Genomic DNA, 19,040 nt, shown 5'->3' on the forward strand with positions numbered 1-19,040 from the left:
TTTACTCCTCCTTCATCGCGGCAGAAACGCGCTTAGCCAGCGGATGCAGCAGATAGGTCAGCAAAGAACGCTCACCGGTCTTGAAGACGACCTCTACGGGCATCCCCGGTTGTAACTGGCGTTTGCCCAATGTTTTAAGCCCCTCAGGCGTCACGCGAACACGAGCAAGATAGTAGCCAGCGCCAGTTTGTTGCTCTGTGAGTAGATCCCCAGATACCGAGACCACCTTTCCCTCTACTACGAGCTGGGGCGAGTGAGCGAACGACGAGAAACGGACGTCAACTGGCATTTCTGCACGTACCCGATCGATCAGATGCGGCGGCACTTTCGCTTCCAGGAGCAACGCCTCATCCTCTGGCACGATGTCCATAAGCTTCTGGCCGGGCTGTACCACGCCGCCAACCGCTTGGACCGCAAGGCTCACAACTTGCCCGGAAACCGGGGCTTTGACTTCGGTCCGCTCGAGATCATTCGAAACTGCACGGTATTTCTGCTCTTCCGCCAACACTTCCCGACTAACGTCTGCCAGTTGGGTTTCGACTTCCTTGCGGTATTCCTGCTGACGCGAGATAACGCGTTGGCGTAGATCTCCGATTGCGCGTTGCGCACGAATGGTGTTTCCCTGAAGATCAGCAATGGAGGTATTCGCATCCGCGACCATGCGCTCCATTTCCAGCTGCCGGTTGCGGGGTGCGTATCCCTCTTTCACGAGACCACGCAAACTCCCGAGCTCATCGTTGATCAACGCCAACTGCGAGCGTCGGCTGTCCAGCATTCCGGCATATGCCTGTAGCAACCCCTGCTGCCCTTGAATACTCTCTTCAAAGGACTGCAGATCAGAACGAAGCAGGTTTCTGCGTGTCATGAACAATTGCTCTTGATTCAGCATCTGTTGGCGGATCAACGGATCTGCACTCTCCTTCACCAGATCGGGGTGAAAGGTCACTGTATTGAGGCCTGCCTGTTCAGCAAGCAGTCGCCCTTGCACGGCCCGAAGCCCCAGATACCGCTGACGGGCGGCCTCAAAGTTCGCGCGCGCCACAGCTTCATCCAACCTAACGAGCAGTTGCCCTTCATGCACGACGGTCCCCTCTCCTACCAGGACCTCTTTGACAATCCCCCCTGTTAGATGCTGAACAGGCTTGCGCTTTGTGTCGATCGCGACAACCCCGTGACCTGGCACCCCTTCATCCAGAGGCGCAAGCCCAGCCCATAACAAAAATCCGCCGAAACCGACAATCAAAGTAAGCAGTCCCACGCGACCGACGCGCCGGGCCTCGGCAGCGGCCGGGGTCGTAGCAACAACATCACGACCAGAGTCGGGATTACTTCCCATTGGGGAAGCCGAGTTCGATGAATTCATTGAAGATGTAGCCATGTCAAAACCAGGCAAAAAATCTGAAAATATGTCCAGTCGGTTTACGCTGGATTGGGAATCGCAGGACTGACGCCGCTGGCGGTGTCCAGACTTGCACGTGACACTGACTCCTGGGCAGTCCGCAGCGCCGCGATGACCTGATCACGGGGACCATTTGCCTGCACAACCCCATCGCGCAAAACGATGAGGCGGTCAGCGACCCCCAAAATGCCAGGGCGATGCGTGATGAGTACCACCGTTCGGCCTGCATCCTTCAGAACTTTGACCGCATGCACCAGCGCGCTTTCGCCCACATCGTCCAAGTTCGCATTCGGCTCATCCAACACAACCAGAATCGGATTGCCATAGATCGCACGTGCAAGGCCAATGCGCTGGCGCTGCCCTCCCGACAACAATCCGCCGGCTTCACCAATGGGCGTGTCATAACCCCTCGGGAATCGAAGAATCATGTCGTGCAAGCCTGCGCTCCGGGCAGCCTCAATCACCCTCTCCGACTCAACCGCACCAAACCGGGCAATGTTTTCCGCGATAGAGCCCTCAAAGAGTTCGATGTCCTGCGGGAGATAGCCGATGTGCGGGCCCAGCTCAGTTCGGTCCCACCCGTCAATAGGCAGCCCATCGAGCAATACCTCACCACTGACATTCGGCCATATGCCGACCATGCAACGCGCCAGCGTGGATTTGCCCGAACCCGAAGCTCCCAGAACTACGGTCACTGAGCCTGCCTGCAGCGTGATGGACACCCCTTTCAGAATGGGGGTAGGGCGACCAGGCGCGGTAGCCGTAACACCAATCAGTTCCAAGCTTCCCTTGGGCGCGACACGCGAAATAGCAGGATCGCGCTCAGGATACTCATTGAGCAGCGCCTCCAGCCGAAGAAACGAAAATCGAGCACTCGTGAAGACGCGCCACATCCCAACCAACATGTCGATCGGTGACAGTGCACGCGTCATGAGGACATTGGCAGCAATCATCCCCCCCGGCGACAACTGCCCATCAATCACCAGCAGCGCGCCCACCCCCAGAGCCAATGACTGCTGCGAATAGCGAATAAATTTACTCCATGCCGAAATCCGATTTCCCATCGACACGGAGGATGACTGCAACGCGAGGGATATGCGATGGCGCTCAAGCCAGCGGGGCAACAAGTTGTGCACCATTCCCATCGACTCCAGAACCTCTGCGTTGCGCAGTTTGCTGTGCAAATAAGTACCCGACGCCGATGCCGCCTGCGCCGCAGCCTCGCTAGGTGCAACAGTTTGCCGATGCCCAAACCAAGCCAGGGCTGCTTGAACGAGGGCAAATGCAATCGCAACCCAGCCAAGTACGGGGTGCAAGAAAAACAAAACCGCGAGGTAAATCGGGGTCCACGGAGCATCGAAGAAGGCAAAAATCCCGTTACCCGTCAGGAACTGACGCACTTGAATGAGGTCATTGAAAGCACGCGCCGTTGTCTCGCTCGATTGCCCAAGATGAGCCTCAAAACTGGAATTGAAAACACGAGTGCCCAGCATGGCGTCTAGCCGCACCCCCGCCCGAACCAACACCCGCGAACGCATCCACTCGGCAAAAGCCATCACTGCAAATAAAAACAGCGTTATCAAAGACATGGCCAGCAGCGTGAGCTCACTCATACTGACCATAACGCGATCGAAAACCTGCAGCATGTAAAGTGTTGGCGATAGCATGAGCACATTGGCAATCATGCTGAAAACCGCAACCATCAAGAACTCGCGGCGAAACGTCCACAGAGCTCGCGCCAGCTCACTTCGATCAAAAAAGGACAGAGACTTCATATTGATTTGCCTGCGTATTGCATCAGCTTGATGCCAACTGAGCCGCATTGGCATGCGTAGAGTTTGCCGACTGAGATTGCCCCTGCTGTACGGCACGTTGCAGCGCGTTCAATACTTCGTCGCGAGGGCCAAATGCATGCATTTGCCCTTCGCGCAAGACCAGCATCTTGTCCGCCACAGCGAGAACGCTAGTGCGGTGCGTCATCACCACAAAAGTAGTGCCTTGCGCCTTGAGATTGGCAATGGCCCGCGCCAGCGCCACATCCCCCTCTTCATCCAGACTAGAGTTTGGCTCATCCAACACAACAAAAGCTGGGCGCCCATAGATTGCGCGGGCAAGCCCCACGCGTTGACGCTGACCGCCGGAGAGCATCGCACCATCTTGGCCTACGGGACTGTCGTAGCCTTTAGGCAATGCCAGGATGTACTCATGCAGGCCTACGGCAGTAGCTGCGGCCTGCACTTTCTGCATATCGACGTCACCAAAACGGGCAATGTTCTCTGCCAAGGTACCGTCAAAAAGCTCCACCCCCTGGGGCAGGTACCCCACATAAGGCCCCAACTCAGATTTATTCCACACGTACACATCAGCGCCGTCCAGCCGAACCTTGCCGACTGTCGCGGGCCACAATCCGACCAACAAACGAGCGAGCGTTGTTTTTCCTGAAGCTGACGGCCCCACCACAGCAAGAACCTCTCCCGGGTTCAGCGCAAAGCTGACACCACGGAGAATACTGGAGGTACCAGCGGGAGCTGTTGCCATCAAATGATCGACCTGAACAGTTCCCCGAGGTATGGGCAAGCGCATACTGTCTGCCTTGGCAGGAATCGCTGCCAGCAACTGATTCAATCGAGCCCACGAATCTCTTACATTGATTACCGTTTGCCATTGCGCGACCGTTTGGACCAGCGGCGACAGTACGCGCCCCCCCAAAATGGAACCCACGACCAGCATTCCACCACCGCCATTTAGACTGTTGTGCAAGAGCAACCAGCAAGCCAGACCCAGCAGCGCCGAACTCAAGACCTGCTGGAAAAATTTCGATACAGCCTGATAACCACCTGCATTTTCAGAAGCTTTGGCTTGGAGGTTAAGAAATTCCCGCTGCTTAACCATCCAGCGCGCGTGAATGTTCTTCAACATTCCCATCGACTCAATCACCTGCGCATTGCGCAACGACCCATCTGCATACTGCTGTGCCGCCACCGCCATGCGATTGGCGGAACCCAATACCGGCTTGGTACTGCGTTCATTCAGCCATCCAATGACGGTAAGTGCGATCGAGAAAACAATAGATGTCCATCCAAGCACAGGGCTGATAAGAAAAAGCAGAACCAAACACACAATTGATACAGGGATCTCCATCAAGGCAAGCAAGGCGGGTGAATACAAGAACTCACGTATTTGTTTGAAGTCTTGGAGCGGTTGCTGGGTACCCCCAGGTAATCGTTTGAGATTCGCCTCAAAAATGGCATTAAAAATCCGCTGACTCAGCTTCGCATCCAACTCCAGGCTTGCCGCACGCATCACTTCACTGCGCGCCCACTCGAGAACTTCCATCACGACGTACACCCCGACCACCAATAGCGTCAACATAGCCAAAGTGAGGTGATTGCGGCTATTCACTACTCTGTCATATACCTCCAGCATGTACCATGATGGCGCCAGAACCAAAATGCTGGACAGCAGACTGAACCAACCCGCCTTCACGAAATAGGGACGGAGCCCGAGCATGGCTGCTCGCAACTCAGATTGGGAATTATTTGGATTCATACTGTTTCTTCCACCACCACATATTCAGGAATTTCCGCCATGGAATCATTGGCGCTCGACGCGGAATCACCATCTTTGCCATCCACGTCTCCGAGCAGAAAAGACAACTCAAAAATACCGCCCGTTCTGCGCGCTAGCACGACCTCACGCAACTTGCGCGAATGAAAAGCCAACTCATCTTGCTCTCTCAATTCGAGCTGAAAGCGCATACGCCCGTCCAAGGTGAACATCGATAACTGGCCGGCCTTGATACTGAGTGTGTGGCGATCAAAATAGACGGGGCAGGTGTCAGCAAACCGCAGCAACGGCAATGACCGATTTCCCCAAGTACCCAAGAAAAAAGGACTTCCAGGTTGCTGAAATACGAGGCGGCAGGTCCTCGACACCGAGTAAATAGCATTGCAGACCATCTGCGAACCCATCTCGGGAAACTGCTCCCGCAGTTGCCGGTAGGCCAAGTGATGGAGAGCCACCCGGTTCCACACCCGCGTCTGCTGCACCAACGGCGCAAGCGCGTTGCACACCTGCGCAAAGCCCTTCTGGAGCGCTTCGAGGCGCTCCACTTGATCGGGCGAAGCATGCAAAGGAATGCGCAACAAGGAATTCATATAGGAAGAATTGTATCAGTTCCTATATGAATTTTTTTGAAAAAAATGGGAGCATCACTTTTCGATGCCCCCACTTTCAGGCCGGCAAGTATTCCAAACCGTGTGCTTGCAGACCGACCAATCCAATGTTGGCGGCATTGACATCAGAAGCCGCTGCAACTGCCACCAACACATCTACCGAATAGGCACCCGAATCAAGCAATCCGGTAAGTGCCGCGCGTGTGGCAGCATCAGGGCTGGCATGAAACAGATTGGCGTACACGAGATTGACCACCTGCTCGTTGGTATACGCCGGCCCGAGCATCACCTTCAATGCCAGACGAGACAGATCAGCCATACTGACACCGTCATCCGCCAATCGCAGACCTATTCCCACCCATTCTCGGCGACCAACCGCTGCCTCGCCCAACACAGCCCCCAAAACTCTTGCGGTCGCTCCGGCGATTCCGTTCAAGTCCAGAGCCACATTGAAGTCGGAGAATTGCAACCTTTCTGTCTGCAGCACGGTGTCGGTACCATCACGCCCAGCCGTGCGATCTGCAACCTGCCACGAAGATCCATTGCCCGCCAATGTGTAACCAGCCCGCAATCCTTGCAGCATCAGAGTGTCTGTGCCTGCCTGTCCATCAAAGGTTTCATTGGCACTGGTGCTTCGAAAGACATCTGCCTTTGAAGTCCCTACGATGCGCGCTGGGGGAGGGCTGAACGCCAAAGAGGGGCCGTTGACAGAGTTGTAACCCCACGCTCCCCCAACTCCATCTCGACCATAAATCCAGTCAAGCGCTAGAAGATCGTAAGACTGGAACTGCGATTTCGGTGCACCGCGGTCCGTGTACGACATCACCGTATTGCCGGTGTGATCCTCTGCTACCGGCAAAGGACGCGGGGATTCCGGAGCAAAGGGGTGCGACAGCCCAAGCATGTGGCCTACTTCATGCAACAAAACCTCATAGCCAATACTGCCGGCAACGGGCTGGGAATTAATTCCAGCCTGCTCCACGTTATCAAGGTAGATGAGCGACTCCGCCTCCAGGCTTGCAATCATCCCGTCTTGCGTGCTCGAATACCGCCAGTAGGACGATGCAAGCCCCGCCACGGAGGCGCCTTGAAGATCAGTGGCGCCAAAATGCACATCCGCAAGAGCACTGCTAGACACCTCAACAAACGCCAGGCCTGTGACGGTCGCTGCGTACTGGAGGATCGCACGGGTTGCCTGCTGCTGCTGCGCGTTAAACCGAATTACCGGCGCAGAGGTTTCCATGTCGATAACACTACCCGCGCTGACATCGAACGTGAAGTACAGCACATTGCGACCATCTGGCCAGAAGTTCCAGGGAGCTACATTGTCGAGCAATGCATCCGCGCGGTAGTCACCCGAGTACACCACCGTCGTCAAGTCCGATACTCTTGCCGCCATGAATCCTCCGCAAACCTCAGAACAACTGAACATTTTGACGTACCGGCGCAAAGCGTGCCAAGTCCGCCACTCGCCATACCGGAGTCACCGAATTGAGCTGGGCGTCACTTGCGGGCCACCGTCGGCATCCAGCCTCGCCCCCAAGCCCGCGCTGGCGCCTCCACCGCACGATGCAGCACCCAAGCCGCAGTCACTGTAAGCCCTGCAGCAGCCCATACACGCGGCCAGCCGCCCAAGCCTGGCCATAGCATGCCGGATACTTCCTGCCCAGCGTTGTGCAGCAGATAAACACCATAACTCAGCTGGCCACCCAACATTGACAGACGCGCCAGCCAAAGCTTGTATGTCGTTGCATTGCTGGCCGCACTGTTAACTTCTGCAGCCCGCGCACTCACCGCGCACATCAGGAGCGCATACGCCGTCGCAGCCCAGTAACCCATGTTCCCGCGCAGCAATGGATGCGCCAACACGCCAGAATCCCCAACTGCGACCCAAACCATTGCGGCCGACAACCACAAGGCGCCTGCCGCGCCCAGCAGCCAAGGCACCCAGCGCCCCGCCACCGGCAGACGTCCAACCCGCCAAGCGAGACACCCCAACAGAAACTCCCCCCACAGCCCCGGCCAATGCACATTGGCCAGCACCATCGGCATAGGCGCTTGGCCAGGCAAAGCCCATCGCGACAATGCCAGATGCAGCACTACGGCGCCGATCAGCATTACGCCAAACCAATGCCTTCTTCGGCCAACCAAACACGCCAGTAGTGGCAGCAAAGCATAAAACTCCACTTCTACAGGGAGACTCCAGTAGGCGCCGTTGTAGTAAGCCGCCATCTCCTGAGAAACAGTGGTATGCAGCATGAGCACATGCTGCCAAAAGTAGCGCCAGGGTTCAGCCCCCTGCAGTTGGCGCAGCACCACGTAAATCAGCAGGCTTACCAGGTACAGGGGATAAATGCGGAGCACACGCCGCACATAAAAAGGCCCCAGCGCCAAGGGCTTGCCAAATACATATGGTGCGAAAACAAAACCACTGAGTACGAAGAACAGATCGACACCGGTGTACCCGAACGCATCCACGCCGCGCACTTCGGTCACCCAGTGGCGAAAATGCCACCACATCACCATGAACGCAGCCAAGCCGCGCAATCCCTCGATAGGCCACTGTGTAGCGCCATCCTGGGACCCAACGACTGTATGCGCCGAAGCAGATACCTGCATCCCCCCACTCCTTCGACTGATCGCTTCGAGCATTCTCAACACAGCACGCGTTGCATTGTGGCGGCGCACCATGAGGCTGCCGTCCGGCTGTTGTGCCAAGCAGCCGTTCAAGCCATCGCGAAGCGGTGCATAGTGCTCCGTCCGCAAACCCGATACCGCTTTGGCCTGCAATGGATCATGCCTTTGCGGGCACCTTCAGTCACTCGCCAAAGAAACCCGGACTCACGTTGTTTACACAGGGGCAGTTGCGACTGAATCTTGTACAAGGTGGGCACGGCCCTATCCCAAGGCCGTCTCTGCATACACCCCACAGCTCAGCCATAGGCTGCCCATATCCAGCTCGGCGGATCAGCCCGAAGTAGTGAAACTATGTACCAAAGCCGACGCCCTATGCAGCGAAGAATGGAAACGCTAGATGCTTCACTGGTGCAGCACTGACTGGCCGGAAAACATCCCCGCCCCGCAGCAACGCACCAACCTTCGAGAACCTACACCGAGCTAACCCTCGCGATGAATGACACCCTAATGTGGTGCACGCGATGAAACAGGAACACCGCAACTGGCCAGGGAGGCTCACTTCTGGGGCTTTGTACTTTGCTGTTTTTCAGTGTCAGGGGCATCAGGCTTGCCCATGAGGCGCTCCAACTCGGCGCGCATTTTTGCAATGTCTGGCAGCTGTGTTGGCGCTACAGATGAACCATCCGAGGGAGGCTTCGCTGCTGCAGAGGTATCACCAAGGTTTGTAGAGTTTTGCGTGTTAGTCATGGCTGAGACTCTAGCACGCCAGCCTCTGCAAAGTGAATCCGGGGCGATTCAAAGGCCGAACGGAGGACTTAGAAAGCCCAGTTCCCACCAAAACGGTGGCACCTGAGCCTAGCCGTTGGAAGGCCGCAATCGCGCGGACATTCAATCAAGCATCAAGACCGCCCCCGCCCAGCTTCCGTAGTCAGCAACCCCGACCACCTCAATCACCAGCGGCTCGCCTTCGGAAGGGGACTGATGACTCTGCAACAGCGCGGCGTTGGGAGCCAGCCATACAGCATCCCAAACCTGAACTGAAACCATCGCCGGGAAGCGCCCCTCCGGCGGAGACAACTCCACCCGTTCGCCACCGGCACCCTCCACGGTATCGCTCGCTGGAAATCCGGGAAGGTCATGAAACAACTTCAACATTAAAAACCATATGACTTGGTTGCATCAGCCGGGTTGGCTCGCAGGGGCAGAGTATGCGCCAACCTCCCCCCCGCGAGATTCACCGGAACATGGGTGCCATGCCCTGGGGCACCATCGGATGGATATATCGAACAGGCTGTGTGTCCGCCAAGTCGACAGCCAAAGCCCGTGCCCCAAAGGCTGCCTGCAGGCTATGCGGCGATTCCCAGCTTTTGCAGTATCGGTAACTCGTGGAGGACAAACTCCTGTGTAAGTTGCGTCAATGCCTCCAACCCTTGCGCCGAGCCGGACAGTTCCTGACCATTCTTCACCGGGCGCCGCCCCCGGCTTTCCATCTGAGCAGACACTTTGCGCGCCAGGTCTTCAGACTGGCTCCCTTTGCCACTCTCACGCATTGCGAGCAGCAGCCATTGCGCGAATTCATTGACCGCATAACCTCCGCCCAAGACTGGGCTGGCGAGATAAGGCAGGCCTGCATCCGCTTCGCGGCGCGCAAGGACATGCGCATTCAGTTGCGCGGCGTGAACGCGAGCCTGCTCGATAGCACCCTCCTCTGCCACCGGCCAAACGCGCGCGCAACCCATCAGCACCCATACCGCCTGCTCAGCGGCTGAGGCGGTCACGCCACGTTGCACGGCATGCTCCACCACGGCGGCGTAGGTGTGAGGCAGGTGGTCGGCCAGCGCGTCCAGCACCGGCCCGTAAACTTCGGCCTTGAGGGCTCCCTCGCCCAAAGTGCCACGCACCTTTCCCTCCAGCACCGTGCTGGGCCTATCGGTCAGCACAATGCGCATGGCACCCAGCTGCATGGCACGCTCGCGCGCCGACAGCCGACGGCCGCCTTTGATCCAGTAGTCCGCACGGAATTGCTGATTCACCATGAAGTCGCGCAACGTCTCACGCGCCCCCCCCGCAGGCAGTTCATCCAGCATTTGTTGCTGCCCCTCCGTCAAATGAAGACCATCAACATGATCGAGCGGCCTGGCGGAGCAGGCAAACTGCAGCTTGGCAGGTTCTAGGCAGTCCGCGATTGCCGATAACAACATCGGATGCCAGTCGCGGTTGAGATATTCGTGCGCAATGTACTCTGCAGGCTTGGTGCGCAAGTCTCCAATGCGCTTTTGGACCACCGGATTGGCGCGGGCATACATCGGATCAACCGCCAACAGGCGCTCCGCAAACTCCAGCGCGGAGCTTGCGCGACGCAGCGAGCCCTGCCCTGGCGCACCCAGCAGCGCACCGTGCAACGCCATCAGGTCACGCATGGGTGCAAAGGTGGACCAGCCGGGCTGCACGTTGTAGCTGACGTAGGCGACTCCCCCCACCTTGAGCTTGCGGCGAATGAAATCCACGATCAGCGAGCGGTTCTTCTCACTCACCCAACTCCAGATGCCATGCAAGGCGATGAAGTCAAACTCGGGCATATCGGGACGGTTGGTGAACTCGGCGAACGAGTCATCGAACAAATGCACGTCAGCACCCGACGCACTTCCTAGTCCGCGCGCAAAGCTGGCCTGTGCGGGAGCGAAATCCGTGCCCCACCACGCCACGGGCGAAGCGGCTGCGTGCAAATTGATGCTCAAGCCTTGGCCGTACCCCAGTTCACAGGCATTGACCACCCGCGGCGCCTCCCAGCCCGCACCGATCAGCGCCATGCGCATGCGCAACGGATTCATTTCGCCGTAATAACCCATGGTGTAACCCACGTCGGACACATATCCCTCGTCCCAGCCTGCCATGCCTGTTGCCTTCCTTGTGTTGTTTGTTGAAGCCACCCGCACTCGAACGACTCTGCCGCCTATACCACACGACGGTGCTGGCACGCCATTTGTGCTTGAGGTCGGTCAACCTCTTATAAAGAAAAAACCCAGCAACCGGGCCCGGTTGCTGGGTTTTTAAGAAATGTGCAGCCTACCTTCACGGCAGGCTGCATCGGGCCATTAAGACCAGATGATGTCAGCGGTGCCGACGTCAGCAATAGCCACACCCACCAGCGTCAGCACCAAGTCACCAGCACCCAGCTTGTTGTCGCTGTTGGTGTCGATGTAGACCACGGCATTGCCGCCGTTGTTGGCCACAGCCGCAGCCTTGCCACCGAATTCGTTGGCGGTACCGTTGAGCAGTCCAGCAGCTGCAGTCACGCCTTGCAGGCTCACGTCGAAACCGAAATTACGCAGATCGATCAGGTCTTGGCCCGTTGCGACAAAGCCAGTCACTTGGTCGCCCGTTGCCACAGTGGAACCCGTGTCGCCCAGCGACAGCACCAGAACGTCCACACCAGCACCCGACAGGGTGATGTTGTCGGTGCCTGCACCGCCCTGGATGGAGCTGCGTGCATCAACAATGGTGTTCACGGAGATGGTATCGCCACCAGTGCCACCGATCACCACCACACCAGCGCTGGTGTTGTTAAGGGTCTGGTTGATGTCGTTGTTCTTGACCGTGAAGGTCTGATCGCCCGTACCGGCCGAGCCGTCCAGCGTCAGCGTCAGGTTAGTCGTTGCTGCGTTGGTCAGGTTTTCTGCCTTGTCCACCGTCACAGCGTTCTTGCCAGCACCACCCACCTTGACGGAAGCGTTGGCGGCATCGCCCAGCGCGCCGAACACAGCGGTGAAGCCAGCCTTCACACCCGTAGCATCCACCGACGTCAGCTTCAGCAGGTCATTCACGTTGTTGAGCGTGACCTTGCTGTCAGACGTGACGTTCAGGGCCTTGAGTGCTGTACCCACGTTGATGTCAGCGACCGTCACGGTGTTGGTGGCGCCCAGGTCGGCGAAGTTGAAGTTCAGCGTTTCGACGTTGTTACCCGAGTTGGTCAGCGTGCCGATGGTCACCGTGGAGTTTGCAGCCATGGCCACACCACCATTGTTGAACGCAAAGTTGATCACGTCAGTAGTACCCGTGGCGTTGGCCAGGTTGTACTTGACGTCGCCGAACACAGCGTTAGCACCGTTCACAGCAGCGGCAGCACCTTCGCCTTCGAAGGCAAACGTCAGACCCGACTTCACAGCGGTCACGTTGTTGATGCTGGCAGTGCCTGCCACTTCGGCAACGGCGATCAGGTTCACATCGGTGGCGGCGATCAGGTTCAGGTTAGAGCCAGCAGCGCGCACTTCGATCTGTTCAACACCCACCATCTTGGTGGCTTCGTTGGTGCCGGTGTCGCCGGTGGCCAGAACCATGCGGTCCACGCCGTTACCGCCAGTGATCGTGTCCTTGGCGGTCAGACCAGACACCACCACGGTGTCGTTGCCAGCACCCAGAGTGATGGTCTGGTCCTTGCCACCAGCAGCGCTCACGTTCAGGAACACGCCAGCCGTAGCAGCCGATGCGTCCAGCGTAGCGACTTCGGTGCTGGTGAAGCCGCTGCCGTTGGTCTTGTCGCCAATGGTCAGAGCCACATCGGCCGTCACGTTGACGGTCTTGACGCCAGCGCTGGTCACGGTAGACAGCACGCTGGCTGTAGTAGCCGCCTTCACGTTGATAGTTTCGATGGCAGTACCAGCGCCGGGAGTCAGCGTGACAGCGGAGCGATCGATCTTCGTGCCAGCGCCTTCCAGCACCAGGTTCACAGCGTCAGAGCTACCGGCCATCACGGAAGGCAGCCACGCAGCAGTGGTGTCAGAGGTCGTGTTACGCACCACCACATCAACGATGTTACCGATGTTGTTGAAGGTCAGGGCTGCAGTTTCAGCAGAGCCTTGGTTCACAACTTGCTTGGCACCCTTGGTGTCGGTCAGGTCCAGCGTACCTGTAGCGCCCTTCAGTTCAGCAGAGATGATCTCAATGCCGTCCAGACGTGGGCGGGTGTTGGCGGCGTTCAGCAGCTGTGCAAACAAGACGTCGTTGTCAGCAGCCGTACCGGTCAGGCGGTCGCTGTTGGTCAGCGTTTGTTCGTCGTTACCGGTGAACTTGTTGTAGTCCAGGTAGCCGTTGAACAGAGGGCCAGTCAGCACGTCCGTTTCACGTGTCAGCGTGGAAGCGCTGGTGGTGAAGTCGCCTTGTTGAGCAACGGTGTTGTCCACGTCGCTGGAGTACAGGAAGCCGCGTTCCACTTCCTTGTTCCAAGCGATTGCAGCTGCGTTGAAGATGTTCTGAGGAGCTGGAGCGGTTTCCAGCGTAGACAGGATCTGGGCCAATTGCAGAACCACCAGGCCACGGTTGGCCAAGCCATTGTCTGCAAAGTATTGCGTCACGGCAGCTTCAAGTTCTGCGTTGGGCAGAACACCCAGGTTACCCAGAACGCGCGTGGACATTTCTGCGTTGGTCAGACCAGCAAAGTTGTTACCAAACTGGTTCGCAAAAGCCGCCCAGCTTGCTTCGGTAGTACCAGCGGTAGCCACTTGGTTGTTGAACACGGCGTTACCGGGCGATCCGTTGTTGAACGCACGGTTCAACATGGTGACGACTGCTTGTGCGCCAAAGACGGTTTGAGACATGAGGTCTTCCTTTACGTAGTTTCGGATGAAAACAAGTTGCTAAAGAGGGCCAGACTTTATAGCAGCACCTGAATGCCGCACGTAGCAGAACCCCACCCTATACAAGTTTGCCGGATGATTATCACACGCAGTGCAGATTTGCCTAGCGTCTAACAAGCCCCAATAAGCGAACTTGGGAGCAAGTGTAGCGCTGGCGCGACTGGCCTGGGCGTGATCAGCGTCACAGCTTGTGTGCGGCGCCGGGTCACCGTCGCCCCCATTCACCAACTGGCCCGCAGGCCAGCATATACCCCGCGGCTGCGCAAGGTGAACAATGGCAGGCTGGCATTTTGCGCGACTCCCTCAATCCCGCCCAGAGCTTGCAGGCCAGGCGCTAGGTTGTGCTGGTACTCGACACGGAAGGTAAGGCGAGCGATGGTGCGTCGCCGTCCGCTATCCAGTAGCGGGCTGTACCCCACCGCGTCGCGGCTATGGCTGGCCTCCGTATCGAACAGCCAGGCACCATTGCCTCCCATCGGCGTACGTGCATAAGCGCGCAGGCTGTATTGGTCTTGCGCGGCACCGGGCCGGGCAAGGTCGACTGGGCGGTCACGTCCAGCCCTCGCAGACAGTTGCCACTGCCGCCCTCCCGGCAGGTTGCAACCCCATTGCCCGCTCAAACCGGTGTAGCGCCCAGACAACACCGAATTGCTCCGCAACTGGCGATTCTGCCATTCCGCACCGGCGCGCAGCGTGCAGGGCGACGACGTGGAAGGCGCACCAGTGCCAGGAAGCGCCCACTCCAGGCCGGCCGCCAAACCCTGGCTGCTGTAACGGGTGCCAGCGTGGGTGTGCAGAGCTGTGAAGGCTACGCTAGCGTAGTGCCCCCAGTCTCCCGGCTTGGCAGGGCTGAGGGTGTGCTCAAGTTGCAGTTCGGCCTGGGTACTGCTGGCGTCCACCACACGGGGGCTATTGCGCTGCAACACAGCCGCTTGCAGGTCCCACCGATGACCACCGGGCTGCAAGCGGGAGTGCTCCAGGCGCAGATCAGTACGCGCATACAGCCCGGGACGCGGCTGGCTACTGCCATCCACCGGCAAAGTGATGTTTTCCCCCGGCAGGGTAAGAGTGAGGCTGCGCAATTGCGGAGCACCGAGCAGGTTGCTGTCATAGCCGGTGCGCATGCCGGTACTCATACGCGTGGCTTGGGTGAGTGAATTGCTCGCGGCGCCACCAGCAGCCTGCACCCATTGCTCTCCAGCCAAGCGCAAGCTTTGGCGCAGGGCGTCCGGCAGATCTGGGCGTTGCCCCAAGGCGAATACCAGATTGAGGGCCGAGGCCGCGTCCCCACTGCCCGCCAGGGCTAACGCGTAATCGAGCTGGGTTTCCGGATTTTCCGGATCGAACAGCAAAGCACGCTCAAGGTGGTCAGCGGCTTCGGCATAACGCTGCTCCTGAATGTAGAGACGACCCAAACGAGCGAGGTAACTGGCGTTGTTCTGGCAGTGCTGCAAGCTTTGGCGCAGGGTATCTGCCGTTTGCGAAAGCGCAGCGGGATCGTCACAAGCGGGTTGCTGCGCAAGCGCGGAGCTCATCCACAGCGTCATGCAGACAGCCGTCACTACGACGCGAGTGGATACACCCCCCGAGGGCGCAACGCGCGGCAACCGCGGGCGCTGAAAGGTGCGTTGCGAGATGGCTGGATCAGTCGATGCGGAGTGCTGCATCGAGAGGATGGGCGTAAACGTGATGGGGCACACGCATGCCGTCAAGCAGAAAGGTGCCCATGGATTGAAGCCCCGCACCGCCTATCTGGCCAGCCAGCCCCTCACCCACAAGTATGGGGTGAGACAAGTCGGACGTCATCTCGACCAGTCGGCTGGCAATGGTGACGGTACGCCCCATCACCATGTGGGTACGGCGGCTGGCCAAACCGAAGCTTCCCGCCATGGCCGGGCCAGTTTCCACCCCCACGCCCAGACTGAGAGGCTCTAGCCCATCGGGAGCAGGATCAGGGAGCACTCCGCGTATGGCCACCTGCAAATCAATTGCGGCTTGCAAGGCTTGCCGCGCATGGTTGGTGCTGGCAGCGGTGATAGATTCCTGCAACTCACCGTTCCAAACGGCAATGATGGCGTCCCCCTGGAAGGCCTCGATAACCCCCCCGTGCGCCTGTACTACCCTGGTGGCAGTGGAGAAAAATGCATGCAACACAGCTGCGGCCTCTTCCGGAGGCCGTGCCTCACAGTAGGCAGAGAAGTTGCGTATATCAGCAAACAACACACTGACTTGGCGAGTTTGCGCCTGTATTGCACTGCTGGGCGACTGAAGTGCAAGCGCCGCAGCCACGGGAGCAGGCAAATAGCTGGACAGATGGGCGTAGAGACGATCACGGTCAATGCGGCTCTGCGCGTGCGTCAGGACCCCCAAATACAGCCCGGCCAACACCACAAACAAGACTGGCACGGTCCAACCGAGCCAAAGCGACGCCAATACTTGTAGCAAGCCATGTACCAGCCAGAGCGCAAGACCCACCACCAAACCGGCAAGCGGCAACAGGTAAACGGGGCTGCGCAAGTGACGCACCCGCCCTGGCTGCGCCGCAGGTGCGGCATGCGCCAATGCATAGAGCAGCCCCACACCCAACAGAATGGCTAGCGCTTGGACCAGAGGCGCAATGCGAGGCGTGACAGGAATGCGCCCATCAATCAGCGCAGCGATAATTTGCGCATGCGCTTGCATGCCTGAGGCAGCACCGCCGAATGGCGTGGCAATAGTGTCATTCAAACCAAAGGCGCTGCTACCAACCAACACCCACGCCCCCTCCACCAAGCCCTGAGGGATACGGCCTGCAATGACATCGGCCGCCGACAGGCTAACGAAACTATCAGGATGAAGCCGCCAAGGTATACGCAGATCGCCTTGCTCGCTCAAGGGCACGCTACCCGACGCAGCGCTGGCCCCCAACAACCAAGGAGCTTGCAGCCAGCCACCGCGCTGCAAGGTCAGAGCCCCGTCGCCACTTCCCTGCATCATTGCCGCCAAGCCCAGCGCCGGATAGCTACGAGCCCCCAAGCATATAACAGCAGGTTGGTGCCGCATGACTCCATCATCGGCAATACGAGGGGTGATGTGCCCCACATGCAACGGCGCAGAAGGAGCGGCAGTCGCACTATTGACCCGCGCCCCTCCCCCAGCACCGTAGGACGCCGGGAGTAGGGAAACGGCATTTGCCAAATATCCCCGTGCTTGACCAAAAGGAGCGGGGCATGTGGGCCATTCAAGAGCACCAGCCAACTGTCCCACCGACGGGCTTCCCCCCTGCTCAAGAGCAAACACTTGCGCAAGCACAGGTCGGTGCTGCGCAATGGCCAGGGCCAAAGCGGCGTCGTCTGAGCGCTCGTTGGTAAACACGATATCGAGCACTTGCTGGCGAGCCCCCGCCTGCGCGAGTTGGTTAATCAATCGGGCTTGTGTGGCACGTGGCCATGGCCAAGGGCCTACCTCAGCCAGACTGCGCTCATCAATGTCGACAACAATAATGCGGCGCTCATCCGTGCGCTCTGCCGTTGCAGCCCACACCCAGTCACCCGAGCGGTCCTCCAACGCAGTCAACCAGTTGCCTGCGAGCAGGTGCAGCAAAAACGCCGTCAGGCCGGCGAGCGCCAGCCCCACCCCAAATACGCCATGGCGGCGCAATTAACGACCCCAGAGGGTGATGCCACGCAGCACGCCGCTTCCAAGGGTCTTTTCAAATGCGTAGCCCGCCTCGCGGCCATCCGTGCTGAGCCCCCCCGCAATCGCCGCGTTGCTAACGTCGGCCCTTAGTGCACCCGAGGGCAGCACCGCACCACTCGCACTGATATTGTCAGCCCCCATACTGGGGTTGCTCACATCCAGACGAGTGGCAAACGTGCTGCGCGCGAAGTCAACTGTCAGGGCGCCTTTGTGCACATTGACGTTTTCAGCCGGCAAAAAGGTACCCCGCCACAAATGAGCGGTTGCCTCGGCCAAACGGAAGTTGACCACGGGTTCAGTCATATTTTGCGAGGCGAGCGTAGCAGCCCCCCCCACAGGAGCAGCGGGCGCACGATAAAGCGCATAGCCACTGTTGCTGGAAACCTTCTCAAGCCCAGCCGCCAAGGCCTGCTCCAGACTGCGGCTGAAGGTATCACTATCAGGCCGATTGATCCACGAATAACGAACCCATGCCAGCTGATTGACCTGCGGCGGCGCCACCACCGGCGGAAGTTCAGGCTCAGAAACTACGGGTGGGGGTACAGGCACTGGCGGAGGCACAGGTGCTGGCGGCGGGGCAGGCACAGGTGCCGGTGGAGGCGGTGGAGGCGGTGGAGGCGGTGGCACGTACGCTGCAACTGTAACGCCCAGCGCTTCGTTGCTAAGATTTTTGGCGTTAGCGCCATCGGCCAGGGCAACCTCGCGGGGCTTACCAGGCGACGTAGCCGCATCTGACTGCGCAACCACAGTTGCAGCGACCGGCGGGCGGACGATGGGCTCAGCGACAGTGACCAGGGTTGGCGTACTTTGACTACGCGCAAGCTCCAGCATTTGCCCCCTCATGTCAGCCGTAAGGGTCTTTTCGTTTCCGTTCAGACAAGGGCCAACGCTCGTGCTGCAACTGCCGGCGAGCGGGGTGACCATGATGGCGCCAGTGTAGACGGTCGCCGCAGTAGTGCCAGCATGGGAGCGAACGATGAAATCGGTGCCCTTAACACCTATCGCAGCCACCGGAGTATTGAGACGAAAACGCTCACGCGCAGCTTCACCCCAACTACCAGTGATTGAGCGAACCACACCTTCGTCGAGACGGAATTTGATGGCACCCAATTGAGGCTGCTCTGCGGTATGGCTGTAGCTCTCTATTTGCAGGCGACTGGCAGGCCGCAGGCTCAAGCGCCCACCATCCACAAAACGCAGAAGCACATGCCCTCCCGCCTGAGTTTCAATGCGATCACCCACACGGATAGCGGCACCACGCTCAACCACACGGCTCACGCCCCATGCATCGATGGCAGTGGCGCTACCGATGACCATGGTGGCTTCACCCACGATAGCTTGGGCACCCGCCCAACTACAGGCACTCCAGCAAGCAATAGCCAGCAAGGTTCGAGCATGCAGGTGGTGGTGTTTCATGGTTTGCCTTTCAATTCCTGATGGGTGGTTCGCGTAGACACAGGCGCATCACACCCATTGACCAAAGGTATATTTTCTCGCAGTTGTGGCGCGACAGGTGTG

General features: G+C 58.7%; 14 protein-coding genes and 1 pseudogene. 1 reads left to right on the plus strand and 14 read right to left on the minus strand.

Annotation, left to right across the window (positions count from 1 at the left end; all coding sequences use genetic code 11):
• Position 1: 1 nt before the first annotated feature.
• The 14 genes and pseudogenes from DNK89_RS19570 to DNK89_RS25045 all read right to left on the minus strand — a co-directional run.
• Positions 2-1,363 carry an HlyD family type I secretion periplasmic adaptor subunit gene (locus DNK89_RS19570; RefSeq protein ID WP_110961466.1) on the minus strand — a complete coding sequence of 454 codons (1,362 nt, stop codon included), beginning with the start codon at positions 1,361-1,363 and terminating at the stop codon, positions 2-4.
• A 56-nt stretch (positions 1,364-1,419) separates the two neighbouring features.
• Complete coding sequence (locus tag DNK89_RS19575) at positions 1,420-3,174, minus strand: type I secretion system permease/ATPase (RefSeq protein ID WP_110961467.1); 1,755 nt, start codon at positions 3,172-3,174, stop codon at positions 1,420-1,422.
• Positions 3,175-3,196: 22 nt separating this feature from the next.
• Positions 3,197-4,948, minus strand: coding sequence for a type I secretion system permease/ATPase (locus DNK89_RS19580; protein ID WP_110961468.1), 1,752 nt, complete (start codon positions 4,946-4,948; stop codon positions 3,197-3,199).
• A complete protein-coding gene (locus DNK89_RS19585; protein ID WP_110961469.1) occupies positions 4,945-5,556 on the minus strand; it encodes a hypothetical protein in 612 nt (203 codons plus the stop codon). The genes DNK89_RS19580 and DNK89_RS19585 overlap by 4 nt, the downstream gene beginning before the upstream one ends.
• A 76-nt stretch (positions 5,557-5,632) precedes the next feature.
• Positions 5,633-6,943 (minus strand): reprolysin-like metallopeptidase, encoded by a 1,311-nt coding sequence (locus DNK89_RS19590; RefSeq protein WP_238990888.1) that lies wholly within the window; start codon positions 6,941-6,943, stop codon positions 5,633-5,635.
• A gap of 134 nt (positions 6,944-7,077) precedes the next feature.
• The gene (locus DNK89_RS19595) at positions 7,078-8,193 is read right to left on the minus strand and encodes an acyltransferase (protein ID WP_161958953.1); all 1,116 of its coding nucleotides are present in this window, start codon (positions 8,191-8,193) and stop codon (positions 7,078-7,080) included.
• A 573-nt stretch (positions 8,194-8,766) separates the two neighbouring features.
• The gene (locus DNK89_RS24315; protein ID WP_153064301.1) at positions 8,767-8,958 is read right to left on the minus strand and encodes a hypothetical protein; all 192 of its coding nucleotides are present in this window, start codon (positions 8,956-8,958) and stop codon (positions 8,767-8,769) included.
• Positions 8,959-9,099: 141 nt separating this feature from the next.
• A complete protein-coding gene (locus DNK89_RS19600; RefSeq protein WP_110961472.1) occupies positions 9,100-9,366 on the minus strand; it encodes a hypothetical protein in 267 nt (88 codons plus the stop codon).
• A 191-nt stretch (positions 9,367-9,557) separates the two neighbouring features.
• Positions 9,558-11,105 carry a class I SAM-dependent methyltransferase gene (locus DNK89_RS19605; protein WP_110961473.1) on the minus strand — a complete coding sequence of 516 codons (1,548 nt, stop codon included), beginning with the start codon at positions 11,103-11,105 and terminating at the stop codon, positions 9,558-9,560.
• A gap of 201 nt (positions 11,106-11,306) precedes the next feature.
• Complete coding sequence (locus DNK89_RS19610) at positions 11,307-13,805, minus strand: hypothetical protein (protein ID WP_110961474.1); 2,499 nt, start codon at positions 13,803-13,805, stop codon at positions 11,307-11,309.
• A gap of 260 nt (positions 13,806-14,065) precedes the next feature.
• Positions 14,066-15,391: a tetratricopeptide repeat protein gene (locus DNK89_RS19615; RefSeq protein ID WP_161958954.1), complete on the minus strand. Its 1,326-nt coding sequence runs from the start codon at positions 15,389-15,391 to the stop codon at positions 14,066-14,068.
• Positions 15,392-15,488: 97 nt separating this feature from the next.
• Positions 15,489-17,483: a CHASE2 domain-containing protein gene (locus tag DNK89_RS19620; RefSeq protein ID WP_110961476.1), complete on the minus strand. Its 1,995-nt coding sequence runs from the start codon at positions 17,481-17,483 to the stop codon at positions 15,489-15,491.
• Positions 17,484-18,023 carry a hypothetical protein gene (locus DNK89_RS24815; RefSeq protein ID WP_238990877.1) on the minus strand — a complete coding sequence of 180 codons (540 nt, stop codon included), beginning with the start codon at positions 18,021-18,023 and terminating at the stop codon, positions 17,484-17,486.
• Positions 18,024-18,506: 483 nt separating this feature from the next.
• Positions 18,507-18,839, minus strand: a pseudogene (locus tag DNK89_RS25045) (FecR domain-containing protein); the annotation flags it as partial.
• On the opposite strand from DNK89_RS25045, the gene DNK89_RS24820 reads away from it, so the two are divergent.
• Entirely contained in the window at positions 18,729-18,959 is a 231-nt protein-coding gene (locus DNK89_RS24820) for a hypothetical protein (RefSeq protein WP_238990878.1), read from the plus strand. The pseudogene DNK89_RS25045 and the gene DNK89_RS24820 overlap by 111 nt on opposite strands.
• The last annotated feature ends 81 nt before the right edge of the window (positions 18,960-19,040 follow it).

Origin of the sequence: Acidovorax sp. ST3 (assembly GCF_003231145.1) — a bacterium.
Classification (GTDB): Bacteria; Pseudomonadota; Gammaproteobacteria; order Burkholderiales; family Burkholderiaceae_C; genus Acidovorax.

What these genes read in the sequence shown, in the direction of transcription:
- DNK89_RS19615 (WP_161958954.1), bottom strand. Translation starts at nt 15,391, where the DNA reads ATGACGCTGTGGATGAGCTCCGCGCTTGCGCAGCAACCCGCTTGTGAC.
- DNK89_RS24820 (WP_238990878.1), top strand. Translation starts at nt 18,729, where the DNA reads ATGCCCTCCCGCCTGAGTTTCAATGCGATCACCCACACGGATAGCGGC.
- DNK89_RS19580 (WP_110961468.1), bottom strand. Translation starts at nt 4,948, where the DNA reads ATGAATCCAAATAATTCCCAATCTGAGTTGCGAGCAGCCATGCTCGGG.
- DNK89_RS19575 (WP_110961467.1), bottom strand. Translation starts at nt 3,174, where the DNA reads ATGAAGTCTCTGTCCTTTTTTGATCGAAGTGAGCTGGCGCGAGCTCTG.
- DNK89_RS19610 (WP_110961474.1), bottom strand. Translation starts at nt 13,805, where the DNA reads ATGTCTCAAACCGTCTTTGGCGCACAAGCAGTCGTCACCATGTTGAAC.
- DNK89_RS19585 (WP_110961469.1), bottom strand. Translation starts at nt 5,556, where the DNA reads ATGAATTCCTTGTTGCGCATTCCTTTGCATGCTTCGCCCGATCAAGTG.
- DNK89_RS24315 (WP_153064301.1), bottom strand. Translation starts at nt 8,958, where the DNA reads ATGACTAACACGCAAAACTCTACAAACCTTGGTGATACCTCTGCAGCA.
- DNK89_RS19570 (WP_110961466.1), bottom strand. Translation starts at nt 1,363, where the DNA reads ATGAATTCATCGAACTCGGCTTCCCCAATGGGAAGTAATCCCGACTCT.
- DNK89_RS19605 (WP_110961473.1), bottom strand. Translation starts at nt 11,105, where the DNA reads ATGGCAGGCTGGGACGAGGGATATGTGTCCGACGTGGGTTACACCATG.
- DNK89_RS19600 (WP_110961472.1), bottom strand. Translation starts at nt 9,366, where the DNA reads ATGTTGAAGTTGTTTCATGACCTTCCCGGATTTCCAGCGAGCGATACC.
- DNK89_RS19595 (WP_161958953.1), bottom strand. Translation starts at nt 8,193, where the DNA reads ATGCAGGTATCTGCTTCGGCGCATACAGTCGTTGGGTCCCAGGATGGC.